The 16232-nt window shown below is 75.0% G+C and carries 11 protein-coding genes; all 11 read right to left on the bottom strand.

All coding sequences use genetic code 11. The features are described from left to right. From OHA34_RS14810 to OHA34_RS14860, 11 genes are read right to left on the bottom strand one after another with little or no spacing between them, the layout of a single operon-like run. A complete protein-coding gene (locus OHA34_RS14810) occupies nucleotides 1–885 on the bottom strand; it encodes an ABC transporter permease (protein WP_329521949.1) in 885 nt (294 codons plus the stop codon). Beyond that, nucleotides 882–1652: a thioesterase II family protein gene (locus tag OHA34_RS14815; RefSeq protein ID WP_329521950.1), complete on the bottom strand. Its 771-nt coding sequence runs from the start codon at nucleotides 1650–1652 to the stop codon at nucleotides 882–884. The genes OHA34_RS14810 and OHA34_RS14815 overlap by 4 nt, the downstream gene beginning before the upstream one ends. After that, a complete protein-coding gene (locus OHA34_RS14820) occupies nucleotides 1645–2640 on the bottom strand; it encodes an LLM class flavin-dependent oxidoreductase (protein WP_329521951.1) in 996 nt (331 codons plus the stop codon). The genes OHA34_RS14815 and OHA34_RS14820 overlap by 8 nt, the downstream gene beginning before the upstream one ends. 16 nt (nucleotides 2641–2656) lie before the next feature. Continuing rightward, nucleotides 2657–8239, bottom strand: coding sequence for a type I polyketide synthase (locus tag OHA34_RS14825; protein ID WP_329521952.1), 5583 nt, complete (start codon nucleotides 8237–8239; stop codon nucleotides 2657–2659). Continuing rightward, nucleotides 8240–8575 (bottom strand): phosphopantetheine-binding protein, encoded by a 336-nt coding sequence (locus tag OHA34_RS14830; protein ID WP_329521953.1) that lies wholly within the window; start codon nucleotides 8573–8575, stop codon nucleotides 8240–8242. It abuts the gene before it with no gap. A 54-nt stretch (nucleotides 8576–8629) separates the two neighbouring features. Then, on the bottom strand, nucleotides 8630–9349 hold the full coding sequence (locus tag OHA34_RS14835; protein WP_285941670.1) for a GNAT family N-acetyltransferase: 720 nt from the start codon (nucleotides 9347–9349) through the stop codon (nucleotides 8630–8632). Further along, nucleotides 9346–10917 carry an AMP-binding protein gene (locus tag OHA34_RS14840; RefSeq protein WP_285941672.1) on the bottom strand — a complete coding sequence of 524 codons (1572 nt, stop codon included), beginning with the start codon at nucleotides 10915–10917 and terminating at the stop codon, nucleotides 9346–9348. The genes OHA34_RS14835 and OHA34_RS14840 overlap by 4 nt, the downstream gene beginning before the upstream one ends. Next, complete coding sequence (locus OHA34_RS14845) at nucleotides 10914–13679, bottom strand: non-ribosomal peptide synthetase (protein ID WP_329521954.1); 2766 nt, start codon at nucleotides 13677–13679, stop codon at nucleotides 10914–10916. Before OHA34_RS14845 ends, OHA34_RS14840 begins: the two co-directional genes overlap by 4 nt. Then, nucleotides 13676–14128, bottom strand: a complete 453-nt coding sequence (locus OHA34_RS14850) for a phosphopantetheine-binding protein (protein ID WP_285941676.1) — start codon at nucleotides 14126–14128, stop codon at nucleotides 13676–13678. The genes OHA34_RS14845 and OHA34_RS14850 overlap by 4 nt, the downstream gene beginning before the upstream one ends. After that, entirely contained in the window at nucleotides 14121–14666 is a 546-nt protein-coding gene (locus OHA34_RS14855) for a phosphopantetheine-binding protein (protein ID WP_329521955.1), read from the bottom strand. Before OHA34_RS14855 ends, OHA34_RS14850 begins: the two co-directional genes overlap by 8 nt. Beyond that, nucleotides 14659–16230, bottom strand: a complete 1572-nt coding sequence (locus tag OHA34_RS14860) for an AMP-binding protein (protein WP_329521956.1) — start codon at nucleotides 16228–16230, stop codon at nucleotides 14659–14661. Before OHA34_RS14860 ends, OHA34_RS14855 begins: the two co-directional genes overlap by 8 nt. Between the last annotated feature and the right edge of the window lie 2 nt (nucleotides 16231–16232).

Consider the following 16232-nt stretch of genomic DNA (forward strand, 5'->3'; position numbering starts at 1 on the left):
TCAATGCTGGGCCACCGTCCCCTCCAGCCGCACCTTCCGCTCCACCCGGGCGAACAGCCGCCGGCCCGCCCACAGGTACCCGGCCGAGGTGAGGACGAGCGCGCCGGCCTCGGCGCCCGGCGGCACGAACGGGGTCGTGCCGAGCGCGAGGTACCGGGCCAGGTCGATCGCCCAGGTGGTCGGGATGAGGTACGACACCGGCTGGAGCGCGCTGGAGATCACCGCGACCGGGAAGGTGACGCCGGACATGACCGTGACGACGTAGCCCAGGTTCTCGGTCACGCCGAGGGCCTGCCGCCAGAGCAGGACGAGCGAGGCGCTGAGGAAGCCCATGCCGACCAGCCCGGGGAGCAGCGCCGCCAGCACCGCGAAGGACAGCACGGCGGTCCACTGGTAGTGGACGCCGAACAGCAGCGCGATGGCGCCGACCATCGTCAGCGCGCTGAGCAGGCTCAGCGCCATCATGCCGCCCATGTAGCCGAGCACCAGGGCGCTGCGGCTCACCGGCATCGTCCACGCCTGCTCGAGCGTGCCGAGGTTGCGCTCCCCCGCCATCGCCTGCGCCGGGCCGGACAGGACGGTGCCGGTGAGGATCGCGCCCACCAGCCCGATCGCGAGCCAGCCGCCGAAGTCCGTCGTGCCGGTGAGCGCGCTCATCCCGAGCGCCCGCCCGTGGACCAGGAACGCCGCGCCGAGCAGCACGGCCGGCAGGACGAGCTGGTAGAGCGGCGTGAGCAGCAGCGAGTTCAGCAGGCTCAGCGGGTAGCGCCGCAGGACGCGCAACTCCTTGCGCGTCACCGCCAGCAGCGCGCGCAGCCCGGAGCCCATCCCGCCCGGGGCGTCGCCCGGCCCGCCGCCCGACGCGTCGCGCAGCCCGGGGGTCATGCCGCCGCCACGCTCTCCAGACGGGTGCGGATCACCTTCAGCACGACGTCCCGCGCGGATTCGAGGAAGAAGTGGGGCCCGCCGACCAGGCGGACCTCGGTGCCGCCGCTGGTGTAGTCGGCCCAGGCGGGGAGCACATTCGGGGGGACGGCGCCGTCGTCCAGGCCGCCGAGGACGGTGAACGGGCAGGCCAGGGGCGGCTCGGACCGGTACCGGTGCCTCTCCACGAGCGCGAAGTCGGCCCGCAGCTTGGGCAGGAACACCTCGAGCAGGTCCGGCCGGTCGAGCAGGACCGAGGTCGCGTCGTACTTGCGGAGCTGCTCGACGAACCGGTCCCTCGGCAGGTCGTACCGCGGCGCGTCGGGGTCGGGACGGTTCGGGGGCCGGGACGCGGACAGGAACATCCGGACCGGCTCCGGCATCCCCCGCCGCCGGGCCTCCCAGGCGAGCTCGAGCGCGATCCCGCCGCCCATGCTGTGACCGAACAGGGCGTAGGGCCGGCCGTCCAGGCGGGGCCCGAACTCGGCGAGCAGGGTGGAGACCAGCGCCGGCAGATCCTCGTACGCGTCCTCCTCGAAGCGGTCCTCGCGGCCGGGGAGCTGCACCGGCCACACCGCGACGCCGTCCGGTCCGAGCGCGCGGGCCCACGTGCGGTAGGCCAGCGCGCCGCCGCCCGCGAAGGGCAGGCACAGCAGCACGACACGGGGATCGGCGGCCCCGCCGGCGAACCTGGTCCACAGCGGCGGCGGCGCGACCGGGTCAGCCAACGCACACGGCCTTGGCGAACCGGGCGAACGCCTCGGCGCCGTCGAGCTGGAGGGGGGCGGCGCCGACCGCGGCGGCGGGCAGCGGGACGCAGCCGATCGCCCGGTACTCCTCCAGCCGCGCGGCCACCTCGTCCGGGTCGCCGACGATCGCCAGGTCGTCGATCATCTCCCGGCCCAGCTCGCCGCCGGCGAGCCGGTCCGCGTGGCCGGACGCCTCCATCACGTGCCGGTAGGACGGCATCATCGCGTACTGCGTGAGCATGCCCTCCAGGTCGGCGTGCAGGTTCGGGTGGTCGTCGGGCAGATAGACCGGGACCCCGGCGAGGATGGGGAACGCCGCCGGGTCGCGTCCGATCTCGGCGCACGTCTCCCGCACCACGGGCAGGACGTGCTCCTCGATGTAGCGGGGCGGGGTGAGCCAGAGCAGCAGCCCCTCCGCCTGCCGCACCGCGACCTGGATCATCTTGGGCCGCATCGCGCCCAGGTAGACCGGGACCCGCGGCCCGTACGCGCCGGCGTTGGAGGCGTGCGCGCCGTAGTGGGCGCCGGCGAAGTCGACCCGGCCCTCCTGGAGGTAGGTCCGCAGGATGGTGAGGTACTCGCGCATGCCCGCCACCGGCGGGACCGGCGGCAGGCCGAGCACGAACTCGTTGATGAACGGGTGGCCGGCGCCGAGGCCGAGCAGGAAGCGGTCGCCGGACAGGTCGGCCAGGCCGGTGGCGAGCTGCCCCATGGCCACCGGGTGCCGGCTCGGGATCGGCGCCACGGCGGTGCCGACGCGCAGGGACGTGGTCGCCGCGAGGCAGCCGGCGGCCATGACGCCCACGTCGTGGTCGTCGGGGTTCTGGCCCAGCCAGAGCTGGTCGACCCCGGCCTCCTCGGCGAGCCGGACCCGGTCGACGGTCGTCCTCAGGCCGTGCGAGCCCGGCCCGAGCAGCATCGGGCTCCAGGCCCGCTCCTGCCCGTCCACCACGAAGGAACTCGTCATTGTCGCGAACCTCTCTCTAAACGGATCCGGATCCGGCCAGTTCCTCTTCCACCAGGCCGGCGAGGGTGCGCACGGTCGGCCGCCGGAACAGCCGGGCGACCGTGACCTCCACGTCGAAGTGCTGGCGGATGCGCCACGCGAGCTGGACGGCCATCAGGGAGTTGCCGCCCAGCTCGGCGAAGTCGTCGTCCAGGCCGACCCGCTGGACCCCGAAGGCCGCCGCCCAGTAGTCCGCGATCTGCTGCTGCAACGCGGTCTCCGGTTCGGCGTAGGGCGTGTCGAGCATCCGCTCGGCGCCCTGCGCGGTGTTGAGGAGCGTCTCGGCCTCGCCGAGCTCCTTCTCGATCACGTCGCCGGTGAGGGACCGCACCCGGCGCAGGTTGGCCGTCAGGCCCTCCGGGCACACCACCAGGTGCGGCGCCGCCCAGGTGTGCAGCAGGGCGCGGAGCGCGCTCATGCCGGCCGCCGGGGTGATCAGCCAATCGGTGGTGTCGCTCGGCGCGGGCGGCGCGTCCTCCCGTCCCGGCGCGGTGTCCCGCGCGCGGGCGACGCCGGGGTCCGCCGCGGTGTCGGCCTCGACGGCGTCCGGGTCCACCCGGCGGAGCGAGTACTCCTCGATCGCGATCAGCTCCGTGCCGTCCTCGGCGAGGACGGAGATGTCGGCGACGACGACCTCCCCCTCCCCGTCGTCGAGCTCCCGCAGGTCCACGTGGAAGCGCGGCGGCAGGGGCGCGCGGACGAGGATCCGGCGGTAGCCGAAGGGGAGGTACTTGTGCCCCTTCCTGATGCCCTTGATGATGCGGGCGTTGGACACGGCGTCGTCGAACAGCGCCGGGTGCAGCGTGTACTGGTCGCACTCGCCGTGGAACTCGGCGGGCAGGTCGACGGTCCCGAACTGCCTGCGCGGGCCCACGTCGATGCGCTCGATGCTGTACCAGTGCGGCCCGAACGAGACGATGCCGCGCGACTCGAAGCCCGGCTCCGGCTCGAAACTGAAGTCGGTGCACCCGGCGCGCGCGGCCTCCGGGTCGTGCACCGGCGCGGGCTCGGCGGGCACCGTGCGGACGTGCGCCCGGACCCGCTCCACCCAGTCGGCCTCCGTGCTCTCCGCGGGCGCGACGCTGATGGTGACGTCGTGGCCGTCGGCGGCGGGCCTGAGCACCATCCTCAGTTCCTGCTCGGTCCGCACCGCCACCGGCCCGAGGAACACCACGTCGGTGAGCTCGACGTCGCCGGCCGGGCCGCCGTCCACGATCTCGACCGCCGCCCGGATCATCTCCAGGCAGGCCGAGCCGGGCAGGATGGGCACGCCGCCGATGCGGTGGTCGGTGAGGGCGAAGTGCGACTCGGGGCCGAGCACGGTGGAGAAGACCGCGTCGCCCGTCAGGTCGTGCAGCCGGCGTCCGAGCAGGGGGTGGTCCACCGGCTCGGACCACTTGCCGCCGCGCAGCTCCCGGAACACGTTGGGGGTGATGCGGGCGGAGTCGACCGCCATCCCGACGTCGCGCCACGCGGCCCAGCTGATCGACAGGACCGCCTCGCCGAGCCCGGACCGCTGGCGGGCGAACGCGTCGAGGAAGCAGTTGGCCGCGCAGTAGTCGACCTGCCCGAAGTCGCCGACCACCGAGGTGATCGACGAGAACAGGACCATGAAGCCGGTCCGGCCGCCGAGGACGCGGTGCAGCGCGAGCGTGCCGGCCACCTTCGGCGCGAGCACCCGGCGCGCGTCCTCCCGGTCCCGCACCGCGAGCATCCCGCCGCCGGCGACGCCGGCGGCGTGGAACACCCCGTCGATCCCGCCGAACCGGTCGACGGCCTCCGCGACGACGGCGCCGAGCGCGGCCTCGTCGGTCACGTCGCAGGCGCGCACCATGACCTCGGCGCCCGCGTCCTCCAGTGCGATCAGGCTCTGGAGCCGGCGGCGCAGCATCTCGTCGCCGCCCTCGTCGGCGATCAGGTCCGGCCAGCCGGCCCGGTCGGGCAGCGGCGACCGGCCCACCAGGACCAGGTTGGCCCGGCAGGCGCCGGCCAGCTCCGCGGCCGTGGTGAGGCCGATGCCGCCGAGCCCGCCGGTGATGAGGTAGGTCCCGCCCTCGCGCAGGACGGCCGGGCGCTCCGCCGGGATCTCGACCGGGACGCCGGTGTAGGACCAGGCCCAGCGCTTCAGGCCGCGCCACGCCACCTGCTGGTCGTCGGTCCCGGCCAGCGCCTCCCGGAGGAGCTGCCCCGCCAGCGTCCGCGCGGGGAGCCGGGCGGGCGCGGCGAGGTCGACGCTGCGGCAGGCGATCCCGCCGAGCTCGCTGTTCATCAGGATGGTCGGGCCGAGCAGCAGCGCCTTGCCGGGCTCCACCCGGTCCCCGCCCGACACCTCCTGGAGGTTGGTGCTGACGGCCAGCACCTGGATCGGATGGTCGGCGACCTGCACCTCCAGCGCCTGCGCGAGATGCATGAGCGAGTAGAAGCCCCGCTCGGACACCTCGTCCACGACCGCGGGGCTCAGGCACCGGTCCTCGGGCCCGGTCGCCGTCCAGCCGTGCACGACGTGGGTCGGCAGGGCGTCGCCGCCGAGCCGGTCGAGCAGCGACTCGAAGTCGGCGCGCTCGGCCGCGCGGACGGTGAACCGGCCCGGCTCCGTCTCGGCGAACTCCGGGCCCGCCGACACCGTGGTGACGGCCGCGCCGGCCTCGGCCAGCAGGACGGCCAGCTCGTCGACGGGTCCGGCGCCCGGCGTCAGCACCAGCCACCTGGAGTCCGGCGGGACGTCCGGGACCGCCGGCGGCAGCGGGCGCTCGACCCAGATCGGGGTGTAGACGGCCTCGTCGATCGGCAGGACGCGGCCGTCGTCCTCCTCGGCGTCCCGCGAGCCGGTGCCGGTGCCGGAGTCCGAGGGGTCGGGGTCCAGCCAGAACCGCTGCCGCTCGAAGGGGTAGGTGGGCAGCGGGGTGCGGCGGCCCGTCCGGCCCCCGGCCTCCTGCCCGTCCCCGTCCCCGTCCGCGTCCGCGTCCGAGGTGCGGCCTCGGGTGATCGCGTCCCAGTCGAGGTCCACACCGGAGCTCCAGAGGCGTCCGGCGGCCTCCAGCGCCAGGGTCTCGTCGTCGCTCTCGGTCAGGGGGTGCCGCATCGAGCCCGCCATCGGGACGCGGGCGCCGAGGACGCCGCGGGCGAGGGTGGTCAGCGTCCGTCCGGGCCCGACCTCCAGCAGCACCCGGTCCGCGGACGCGCCGAGCGTCTCCACGCAGTCCGCGAAGCGGACGGTGCCGCGCAGGTGGTCCGCCCAGTAGCCGGGATCGGTCGCCTGCCCCGGAGTGATCCAGGTGCCCGTGAGGTTGGACAGGAAGGGCAGCTCCGGCTCGTTCAGGGTGACGGCCGCGACCCGCTCGCGGAACGGTTCGAGGATCGGGGTCATCATCCCGGTGTGGAAGGCGTGCGAGGTCGTCAGCCGCCGGCCCCGCGCCCCCCACCCGGCCAGCCGCCGCTCCAGCGCGCCGATCGCCGTCTCCGGGCCGGCCACCACCGTGACCTCGGGGCCGTTGACCGCGGCGACCTCCGCGCCGCCGAGGAGCATGGGCGCGATCAGCCGTTCGGGGAGCGGGACGGCCAGCATGGCGCCGGGCGGCATGCTCTGCATGAGCTCGCCGCGCGCGGCCACCAGCGACAGCGCGTCCTCCACGGAGAAGACGCCGGCGAGGCACGCCGCGGTGTACTCCCCGATGCTGTGGCCGAGCATCGCCTCGGGGACGATCCCCCAGGACTCGAACAGGGCGGCCATCGCGTACTCGACGACGAACAGCGCCGGCTGCGCGAACCGCGTCCGGCCGAGCCTCTCGGCCGCCGCCGCGTCGTCGCCCGTGTACATGAGGTCGCGGAGGTCGGCGCCGTCCAGGAACGGGGTCAGCGCCTCCGCGCAGCGGTCCACCTCCCGGCGGAAGACCTCCTCGGCGCGGTAGAGGCCGCGTCCCATGTCGGGGTACTGCGCCCCCTGCCCGGGGAACAGGAACGCGACGCCGCGCCCGGTGCCCGCGGCCTTCGAGGCTCCGCCGGAGCCGCGGGCCTCGTCGAGCGCGGCGGCGGCCTCGCCCGCGGTGGCCGCCACGACCGTCCGGCGGTGCGGGAACTGCCGGCGGCCGTGCTGGAGAGTCCAGGCGACATCGGCCAGCGGGGCGTCGCCCGCGGACTTCAGATGCTCGGCGAGCAGCCCGGCCGCCGCGTCGAGCGCGGTCGCCGTCCGCGCGGACAGCGGCAGGATGTACGGCCCGTCCGCCCGCCGCCCGGCGTGCCTCGCGACGGCGTCCGGCGGCTGCTCCAGCACGACGTGGGCGTTGGTGCCGCCGATGCCGAACGAGCTCACCCCGGCCCGCCGCAGCCCCGTCCAGGGTTCGAGCGCGGTGTTGACGTAGAAGGGGCTCGCCGCGAAGTCAATGCCGGGGTTGGGCTCCTCGAAGTGCAGCGTCGGCGGGATCTCGCCCTTCTCGATCGCCAGGCACGCCTTGATGATCCCGGCGACGCCCGCCGCGGCGCCGAGGTGGCCGACGTTCGGCTTGACCGACCCGAGCACGCAGTACTGGTCGGCCACCGCGCCCGCCGCGCGGAACGCGTTGGTCAGCGCGGTCACCTCGATGGGGTCTCCGACCAGGGTGCCGGTCCCGTGCGCCTCGACGTACCCGATCGACTCGGGGCCGACCTCGGCGACCGCCAGCGCCTCCATCACCAGCTTGGTCTGCCCCTCGACGCCGGGCGCGGTGAAGCCCGCGCGGGCGGCCCCGTCGTTGTTGATCGCCGAGCCCCGGATCACCGCGTACACGTGGTCGCCGTCGGCCCTGGCCTCCTCCAGCCGCTTCAGGGTCAGCACCCCGGCGCCGGTCCCGAACACGGTGCCGGACGCCTTGGCGTCGAAGGCGCGGACGTGGCCGTCCGCCGAGCCGATGCCCCCGTCCACCCGCCGGTGGCCCCGGCCGTAGGGCAGCCGGACGTCCACGGCGCCCGCGAGCGCCATGTCGCACTCGCCCATCCGCAGTGCCTGGCAGGCGAGGTGGATGGCCACCAGCGCGGTCGAGCACGCGGTCTGGACGGTGAAGCTCGGCCCCTGCAACCCGAGCCGGTACGACACCGTGGTGGTGAGGTAGTCGGGGTCGGTGGCGGTCGCGATGCTCATCCCGCCGGCGGCGCTGTACGCGGCGCTGTTGCGGTAGGCGTTGGTGTAGCCGTAGGTGTACTGGCCGCCGCCGCCGAACACGCCCACCGTGCCGTCGTACCGCCCGACGTCGTACCCGGCGTCCTCCAGGGCGGTGTGGCAGGTCTCCAGGAACAGCCGGCCCTGGGGGTCCCTGATCTGCGCGTCCCGGGCGGTGTAGCCGAAGAACGCGGCGTCGAAGCCGTCCATGTCGTCGATCAGGGGGCACGCCTTGACGTAGTCCGGATCGTTGATGTCGGACTCGGACACCCCGTTCGCGCGGAGCTCGTCGTCGGTCAGGAACGTGATCGACTCGACGCCCTTCGCCAGGTTGTTCCAGTATTCGCGGGCGTTGTTCGCGCCCGGGAACCGGCACGCCAGACCGGTGATCGCGATATCGTTCTCGCGGAGGTCGGTGTCCATCGCCATTCAGCCTTCCGTCCGACCGGCTCTGGCCGCGGCGCGCAACGCCCGCTGCCTCTGGTTGACCATCGCGCGGCGCACCCGTTCGGGAGGCCCCTGGGGCGCCGTCTCACCATGGACCAGAAAATGCGCCAGAGCGCGAATGTTCTGATTCTCATAGAACGCCACGAGCGGTATCTCGCGGTCCAGCGCGACCGCCAGGTCGGCGCAGACCGCGGCGACCATGCGGGACGTCCCGCCGAACTCGAAGAAATTGTCGTCGGTGCCGAAGTCTCCGGTGCCGAGCCGGGCGGCCCAGGCTTTCCGGACGGTCTCGACCACCGATCGTTCCAGATCGTCCACGGCCTCAATACCACCATTTCCAGCGCGACCCGGGCCAGTCTTACTTTGCGTGTCCTACTTGGCGCCGGCGGCGCGCTCCGGGGCCCGTTCCCGGTCCTGCCCGGTGTCGTGATGGACCGGGCCGGCGGGCCGCGGGCGGGCCACCAGGTCGGCCGGCCGGCCGCCGGGGATCTTCGCCAGCAGGTCCCCGATCAGGGCGCGGGCCTCCTCCTTCTCCCGCCGCGGGATCGAGTCGAGCATGTCCGACAGGCCCGCCGCCGCGATGCCCCGGTAGAACTCGTCGCGCAGGATCGAGCACAGCACCGCGTCGTGGTACTCGCCGTCCAGGAAGAAGTAATCGCGGAGCACGCCCTCCACCGTCACGCCCCACTGGGCCAGGATCGGGACCACGTTCTTGTTGTACAGGCCGTAGAGGAGTTCCACTCGGTGCGCGTTCATCGCGTGGAACAGGTAGACGAGCAGCAGCAGCCCGCCCTCGGCCGCGTAGCCGTGATTGAACTGGTCCTTCTCACCCACCCCGGTTCCGATCGAGTAGCTGCCCTCGTACTCTTCCTTGCGGGTCCAGGTGACGACCCCGACGCGCCGCTTGCTGCTGTTCTCCACCACCATCATGAAATGGGTGTCGCCGTGCTGGTTCTCGTTCCTGAGATCCTCGGCGGAGATCAGTTTCGGACGGCCCGACGCGTACCAGCTCGATTCCGCGGCCAGCCATTTCGCGAGCCGCTCGTAGTCGGCGGGCGAGCACTGATCGAGTGAGACCAGGGTGCCTTTCATGGGTGTGCCTCTCGTCCGTCCGGGGGTTGTTCCAGCTCGGCCGCCAGCCGGCCGCGGTCCACCTTCCCGTTGCCGTTCACCGGGAGCGTCCGCCGATACCGGAAACGCGTTGGCAGCATGTAGGCGGGCAGCGCGCCGCGCACCAGCTCGACCAGGTCGCGGGCGGGCACCGGACGGCCCGTGTAGGCCGCCGCCAACCCCTGGTCCGCGGTGCCGAGCACCACCGCGTCGCGCACCTGCGGATGCCGCCGCAGGACCGCCTCGATCTCGCCCGGCTCGACCCGGTACCCCCGGACCTTCAGTTGATCGTCGGTGCGACCGAGGTGGACGATCCGGCCGTCCTCCAGCCGGACCCGGTCCCCGGTGCGGTACCAGCACTCCGGGTCGGACGGCGCGGGCGCCCGGGACGGGCGGGGGCCCGCCTCGCGGCGGAGGAACCGGCCGGGGTCGTCCCCGGGGTCCAGGTAGCCGGGGAACCGCTGCGGGCCGCGCAGGATCAGCTCCCCCTCATCCGCCGGGCGGCCCGCCGCGTCGAGGACCAGGTGCTCCACCGTCGGCAGCGGCGACCCGATGGGCACCGTCCCGTTGGACGTCCGGGGCCAGAGCCGCCGGTCGTCCGGCAGCCGGTAGGTCATGCAGAAGACGGTGGCCTCGGTGGGGCCGTAGGTGTTCTCGATGACGCTGCCGGGCGCCGCGTCCGCCCAGGCCGCCGCCTGCTCCGCGGTCAGCCGGTCGCCTCCGAACAGGGTCCGGCGCAGGCCGGGCATGCTGCCGGGGCGCAGGTCGCGGGCACGCAGGGCGAACGTCACCGCCGAGGGGACCGAGAACCAGTGCGTGATGCGGCGGCGGTTGACGTGGACCGACGGCCGGAGCGCCTCGTTCCCGGCCGGGACGACCACGGTCGCGCCGCTCCCCCACCCGTGGAAGAGGACGAACACCGAGGGGTCGAAGGTCAGGTCGAAGGTGAGCGAGAGCCGGTCGCCCGGTCCGATCGGCCAGCACGCGGCGGACGAGTCCAGGAACGCGTCCACGTTGGCGTGCGTCACCGGCACGCCCTTGGGCCTGCCGGTCGAGCCCGAGGTGAAGAGCGTGTAGACGACGTCCGCGCGCGCGGCCGGCGACGGCGGCGGCCCCTCGTCCCCGGTCGGCGGGACGCCGGGCAGCGCCACCACCGTCGCGCCGGTCGCCGACGCCACGGCGCCGAGGTGCCCGGTCCGCGCCCCGCCGCAGCTCGAGCCGTCCGCCAGGATCAGGTCGAGCCCGGTCGCCTCGGCCACCAGCCGGTTGCGCTCGGCGGGGACCGCCGGGTTCAGCGGGACGATCGTCGCGCCCAGCCGGAGTCCCGCGAGGTATCCGGCGTAGGCGAGGAACGTGCGCCCGCAGAGCACGCCCATCCGCCGCGGCGGCGTCCCCCCGTGCCGTTCGACGAGCAGCCCGGCGAGGCGCGCGGCGGCCCGGTCGAGGTCCCGGTAGCTCCACGCCTCACCGCCGATCTCCAGGGCGGACGCGTCGGCATGCCGCTCCGCCGCCGCGGCGAACCGCCCGAACAGCGACCAGGGCGCGGTCATCGGGCGCCTCCCGCCCGGTGCGCGGTCACGTAGGCGACCAGCCGCGGATCGCCCGGAACGTCCTCGCGCAGGACGACGGCGGCGTCGCGGACGTCGCCGTGCTCCCGGAGCACCGCCTCGATCTCCGCGGGCTCGATCCGGTGCCCGTGCAGCTTGACCTGCCGGTCGAGCCGCCCCAGGAACTCCAGGCCGCCGTCCGCCCGGCGGCGGACCAGGTCGCCGGTGCGGTACAGCACGGCCCCGGGCCCGCCGGACGGGTCGGGGACGAACCGGTCGGCGGTCAGGTCCGGCCGGCCGCGGTAGCCGGTGGCCACCCCGGCGTTCCCGATGCACAGCTCGCCGGGCACTCCGGGCGGCGCGGGCTCGTTCCAGCGGTCCAGGACCAGCACCGAGGTGTCCCCGATCGGCGTGCCGATCGGGACGTGGTCGCGCCCCGGCCGGACCCGCTCGGCGAGCGACCACACGGTCGTCTCGGTGGGGCCGTAGAGGTTCCACACCTCCGGGGCGAGGCCCGCGAGCCGGTCCGCCAGCGCCGCGTCCAGCGCCTCGCCGCCGCACCACACGCGGCGCAGCCCCCAGCGGGCCGGATCGGCGAGCAGGAGCTGCCGCCAGCCCGTCGGCGTCGCCTGGACGAGGGTCACGCCGTGGTCGCGCACCAGCCGTCCGGCCGCCTCCGGGTCGTGCCGCGCGGCCGGGGGCGCCACCACGACGCGGGCCCCGACGGTGAGCGGGAGCACCAGTTCCACCAGGGAGATGTCGAAGGCCGGGCTGGTCAGGGCGAGCACGACGTCCCGCGCGTCCAGCCCGGGGCGCCGCGCCATCGCCCGCAGGAGATGGCCGACGGCGCGGTGCGGGACCTCGACCCCCTTGGGACGGCCGCTCGACCCCGAGGTGTACATGACGTACGCCAGGTCGCGGGCCCCGCTCCTCGGCCCGCCGCCGCCCGCCCCGTGCGGCTGCGCGCGTCCCGTCCCGGCCATGACCTCGCCGACCGTCATCACCGTGACCCGCGGCGCCGCGGGCCCGTCCGGACGCGGCTCGGACGTGATGACCGCGGCGGCGCCGGAGCCGGTCACCAGGGACTCGATCCGTCCGGGCGGGTGGCCGGGGTCGAGCGGCAGGTAGGCGGCACCGGCCCGCCAGACGCCGAGCATGACGGCGACCAGGTCGGCGCTCCGGTCCAGGTGCAGCGCCACCACGTCCCCGGCGCCGAGGCCCGCCGAGCGGAGCCGGGCGGCGCAGGCCGCCGCGCGTTCGTCCAGGTCCCGGTAGGTGAGGACGGTGTTCCCGTCGATCACCGCGGGCGCGTCCGGCCGGTCCGCCATGACCCGTTCCACGAGGCCCAGCGCCGTGGGCGCCTCACCCTCGGCAGAGGCGGCCGGGGCGGGGGGCGGTTCCTGGCCGCTGGTCATCCTGAGGTCGCCGAGCGGGACGTCGGGGCGGCTCAGCGCGTCCGCGAGGAAGTGCTCGTAGTGGCCGAGCAGCCCCTCCGCCGTTCCCGCGTCGTACAGGTCGGTGCTGTAGTGCAGTTGCAGCCGCAGCCCGCCCGAGTTGGGGGTGGTCGCCGTGAGCGAGAGGTCGGTCTGGACGGCGCCGACGAAGCCCGACATGTAGCGGCAGCTCGTGCCGTCGGGCGCGAACGGCGCGTGCCCCGTGCGGACGACGTTGAAGAGCACCTGGTAGACCGGCGTCGCCGACAGCTCGCGCGGGCCGCCGGTCTCGGCGACCAGCTCGACCGGCGACACGTCTCGGTGCTCCAGGCAGTCGAACAGCTCGCGGCGCACCTTCATGACCAGGTCCTGGAACGGCTCCGCCAGGCCGACGGCGACGCGCAGCGGGATCGCTCCGGAGAACAGGCCGACCAGCGGCTCGACGTCGGAGTCGTCCCGTCCGGACGTCGGCACGCCGATCACGACGTCCGCGCGGCCCGCGTAGCGCGACAGCACGGCGGTCCAGGCGGCGGCCAGCACGATGAACAGTGACGCGCGGCGCTGGTGGGAGAGCCTCGTGGCCGCGTCGAGCAGGTCGGGGCCGAGGGTCCGCTCCAGGGTCGCGCCGCCGTGCGTGGGCTCGGCGGGACGCGGCCGGTCCGAGGGGACGGTGGAGAAGGCGGGCGCGGCGGCGAGCCTCTCCCGCCAGAAGGACCGGAGCTCACCGCGATCCCGCCCGGCGCCGCCGGTGAGGCGCCGCCGCACGTGGTCGCGGTAGGTGACGGGGAGCGGTTCCGGCTCCCAGGCCCGGCCGTGCAGGAAGGCCCGGTAGGCGGCGTCGAGCTCCTCCCACACCAGGCCGAGCGACCAGGCGTCGGCGGTGAGGTGGTGGACGACCAGCAGGAGCACGGCCAGGCGCTCCGAACGCCGGATCAGCAGGGCGCGCATCAGCGGCGCGGCGGACAGGTCGAACGGCCGGCCCGCCTCGTCCTCCGCCAGCGCACGCCAGTCGGTCCCTGCTCCGGTCGCGTCGACGGTCACCAGTTCCAGCTCCGCGCCGTCGTGGACCTGGGCCACCGGCAGGCCGCCCGCCTCCCGGAACGAGGTGCGCAGCGGCTCGTGGCGGGCGGCCAGCGCCCGCAGCGCCCTGGTGAGGACGGCGACGTCGAGCGGCCCCTCGATCTCGTGCGCCGCGGCCAGGTTGTGCATCGCGGTGCCCGGGATGAGCCGCTCCCGGAGCCACATCGCCTGCTGCTCGCGCGACAGCGGCCCCCCGGCCGCGTCCTGCGCGGTCACGGCGTCCTGCGCGGTCACGGCGTTCTGCGCGGTCACGGCGTCCTCCCTTCGCGCACGGCGGCGGCGATCCCGTGGACACTCGGTGCCTGGAAGAACCGCAGTGCGGGCACGCGGGCGTCCAGCCGTTCGGCGATGCGGGCGATGGCCTGGACGGCGTGCACCGACGTCCCGCCGAGCAGGAAGAAGTTGTCGTCGGCGCCGACCCGCGCGAGTCCGAGGACCTCCGCCAGGACGGCGGAGATCCGCGCCTCGATCTCGTCTTCCGGGGCGGCGGGCCGGCCTGGTGCAGTTCCCGGAGCCGTCCCCGGAGCGGTCCCCCGGGCCGTCTCCGGACGTGTCTCCGGGATCGGCAGGGCGGCGCGATCGAGCTTGCCGCCCGCGGTCCGGGGCATCTCGTCCAGCTCCACGATCACGCTGGGCGCCATGTAGGCGGGGAGGCGGCGGGCCAGCAGGTCGCGCAGCTCCCCGGCCAGGTCGTCAGTCATCGTCCGCGGCGATCCTGGCCGCCAGCTCCGCGATGGTCGCCAGCTCGAACAGGTCCGCCAGGGACACCGCGGGCCCGGCCTCCCCCGCCAGCTCGGCCATGATGACGGCGGCGGCGCGCGAGTCGCCGCCGGCCTCGATGAAGTCGTCGTGCACGCCGATCCACGGGCGCTCCAGCACCCGGCACCAGACCTCCGCCAGCCGCCGTTCGGCCGCCGTGCGCGGGAGCGCGAAGCGGTACACGCTCGGCCAGGACTCCAGCTTGGCGCGCAGCTCCCCGACGTGCACCGTCCCGTCCGCCGCCCTGGGGATCCGCGGGAGCAGGACGATGGTGGGCGGCACCGCGTCCAGGCCGAGCACCGCGGCCACGTGGCCCGCCAGCTCGGGCCCGCTGGCGTAGCCGTCCGGCACCACCACGGCCACCTCGCCGTCCTCCAGCGCGCCGGGGGCGAGCACCGCGGCGTCCAGCACCTCCGGGTGCGCGCCCAGCAGCATCGCGAGCGGGTGGGCGCGGGCCGCCGGGGCCATCGAGTCAGACACCTGATCCCTCCGTCTCCATGAGCCTGCGGCGGTGCAGCTTGCCCGCCTCCGTGCGCGGCAGCCGCGTGACGAACCGGACGTCCCACGGCACCTTGTGCGGCGCGAGCCGCGCCTCGGCGTGCGCGGACACCGCCTCGGCGGTGAGCCCGGCGCCCGGCCGCGCGATCACCAGGGCGAGCAGCCGCGCGCCGAGCGCCTCGTCCGGCCGGCCGATCACCGCGGCGTCGAGCACGTCCGGATGCTCGGCGATCGCCGCCTCGACCTCCGCGGGGTAGACGTTGCCGCCGCCCACGATCACCAGGTCGTGCCGGCGGGCGCCGAGGTGGAGGTAGCCGTCCCGGTCGACCCGGCCGTGGTCGCCGACGCTGAAGAAGCCGTCCACGGTCCGCTTGAGGCCGGACGGCCCGCCGCCGGACGGGGCGACGTCCCGTCCGACCGGGGCGTGCCGGGCGGTGCGCCGCATGTACACCTCGCCCTCCGCGCCGGGCGGCACCGATCCGCCGTCCTCGTCGAGGACGCGCACCTGCGTGCAGAAGCCGCGGCCCACCGAGCCGGGATGGGCGAGCCACTCGTCGCCGCGCAGGAGGGTGGTGCCGATCGCCTCGGTCGCCCCGTAGATCTCGAAGAGGCGCTCCGGGCCGAGCAGGTCGATCCAGGCCCGCTTCAGCTCGGCGGGACACGGCGCCGCCGTGTGCACCACCGCGTTCAGCGAGCCGAGGTCGGCGTCCTGGGTGCGCAGGGCCGTCAGCGCCCACCTCAGGTGGACGGGGGTGAGCTGGGCCCACTGGACCCGGTGGCGCTCGATCGCCCGCAGCATCTCCCGCGCGTCGAACCGCGGCAGCAGGACGAGCGTGTTCGCGTCGAGCAGCCCCTCCCAGCAGCACATAAACGGCGCCGCGTGGTGCAGGGGCCCCGCGATGAGCTGCCGCTGCGCGTGCCGCCATCCCACCGCCCGCAGCATCATGCTGGGCACCCGGACCGGATCGTGGTCGAGCGGCGCGGGATGCGCGATCACGCGCGGCCGTCCCGACGAACCGCCGGTGGCGAGCAGGTACCCGGCGTCCTCACCGGGCCGGGGCCGCACGGACGGGCCCTGCGGGGCGGACGGTCGCGGCGCGGCGGACGGTTCAGGCGGGGCAGGCGGTTCAGGCGGGGTGACGCCGTCCCGTGCGTCCGCCAGGCGCACCGGCCAGTGCGCCGGGGCGAGCGCCGCCATCACCTGCCCGGCCTCGGCGGCGGGCGCCAGGGGGTCCAGCGGCAGGAACGGGATCCGGGCGCGCATGCACGCGGCGAAACCGATCACGGTGTCCGCCGAGTTGGTCGCGTCGATCACGACGACCGGCCGCCGCACGGCCCCGGCGGCCAGCGCCCCGAGCCGGGCCGCGAGCTCGGCGGACGCCCGGTCCAGCTCGTCCCAGGTGAGGACGGCGTCCTCGCGCACACGGCTTCCGGCGGCGCCGCCGGCGCGGCCTCCGGCGACGACGATGACGGCCGGGTCGTCCGGGCGGGCGCGGGCGATGTCGCGGACGCGGTCGTCGGCCGACGTCGGGGTGTCGTCGCGCATCG

The sequence above is a fragment of the Spirillospora sp. NBC_01491 genome (genome assembly GCF_036227065.1).
Lineage (GTDB): Bacteria > Actinomycetota > Actinomycetes > Streptosporangiales > Streptosporangiaceae > Spirillospora > Spirillospora xylanilytica.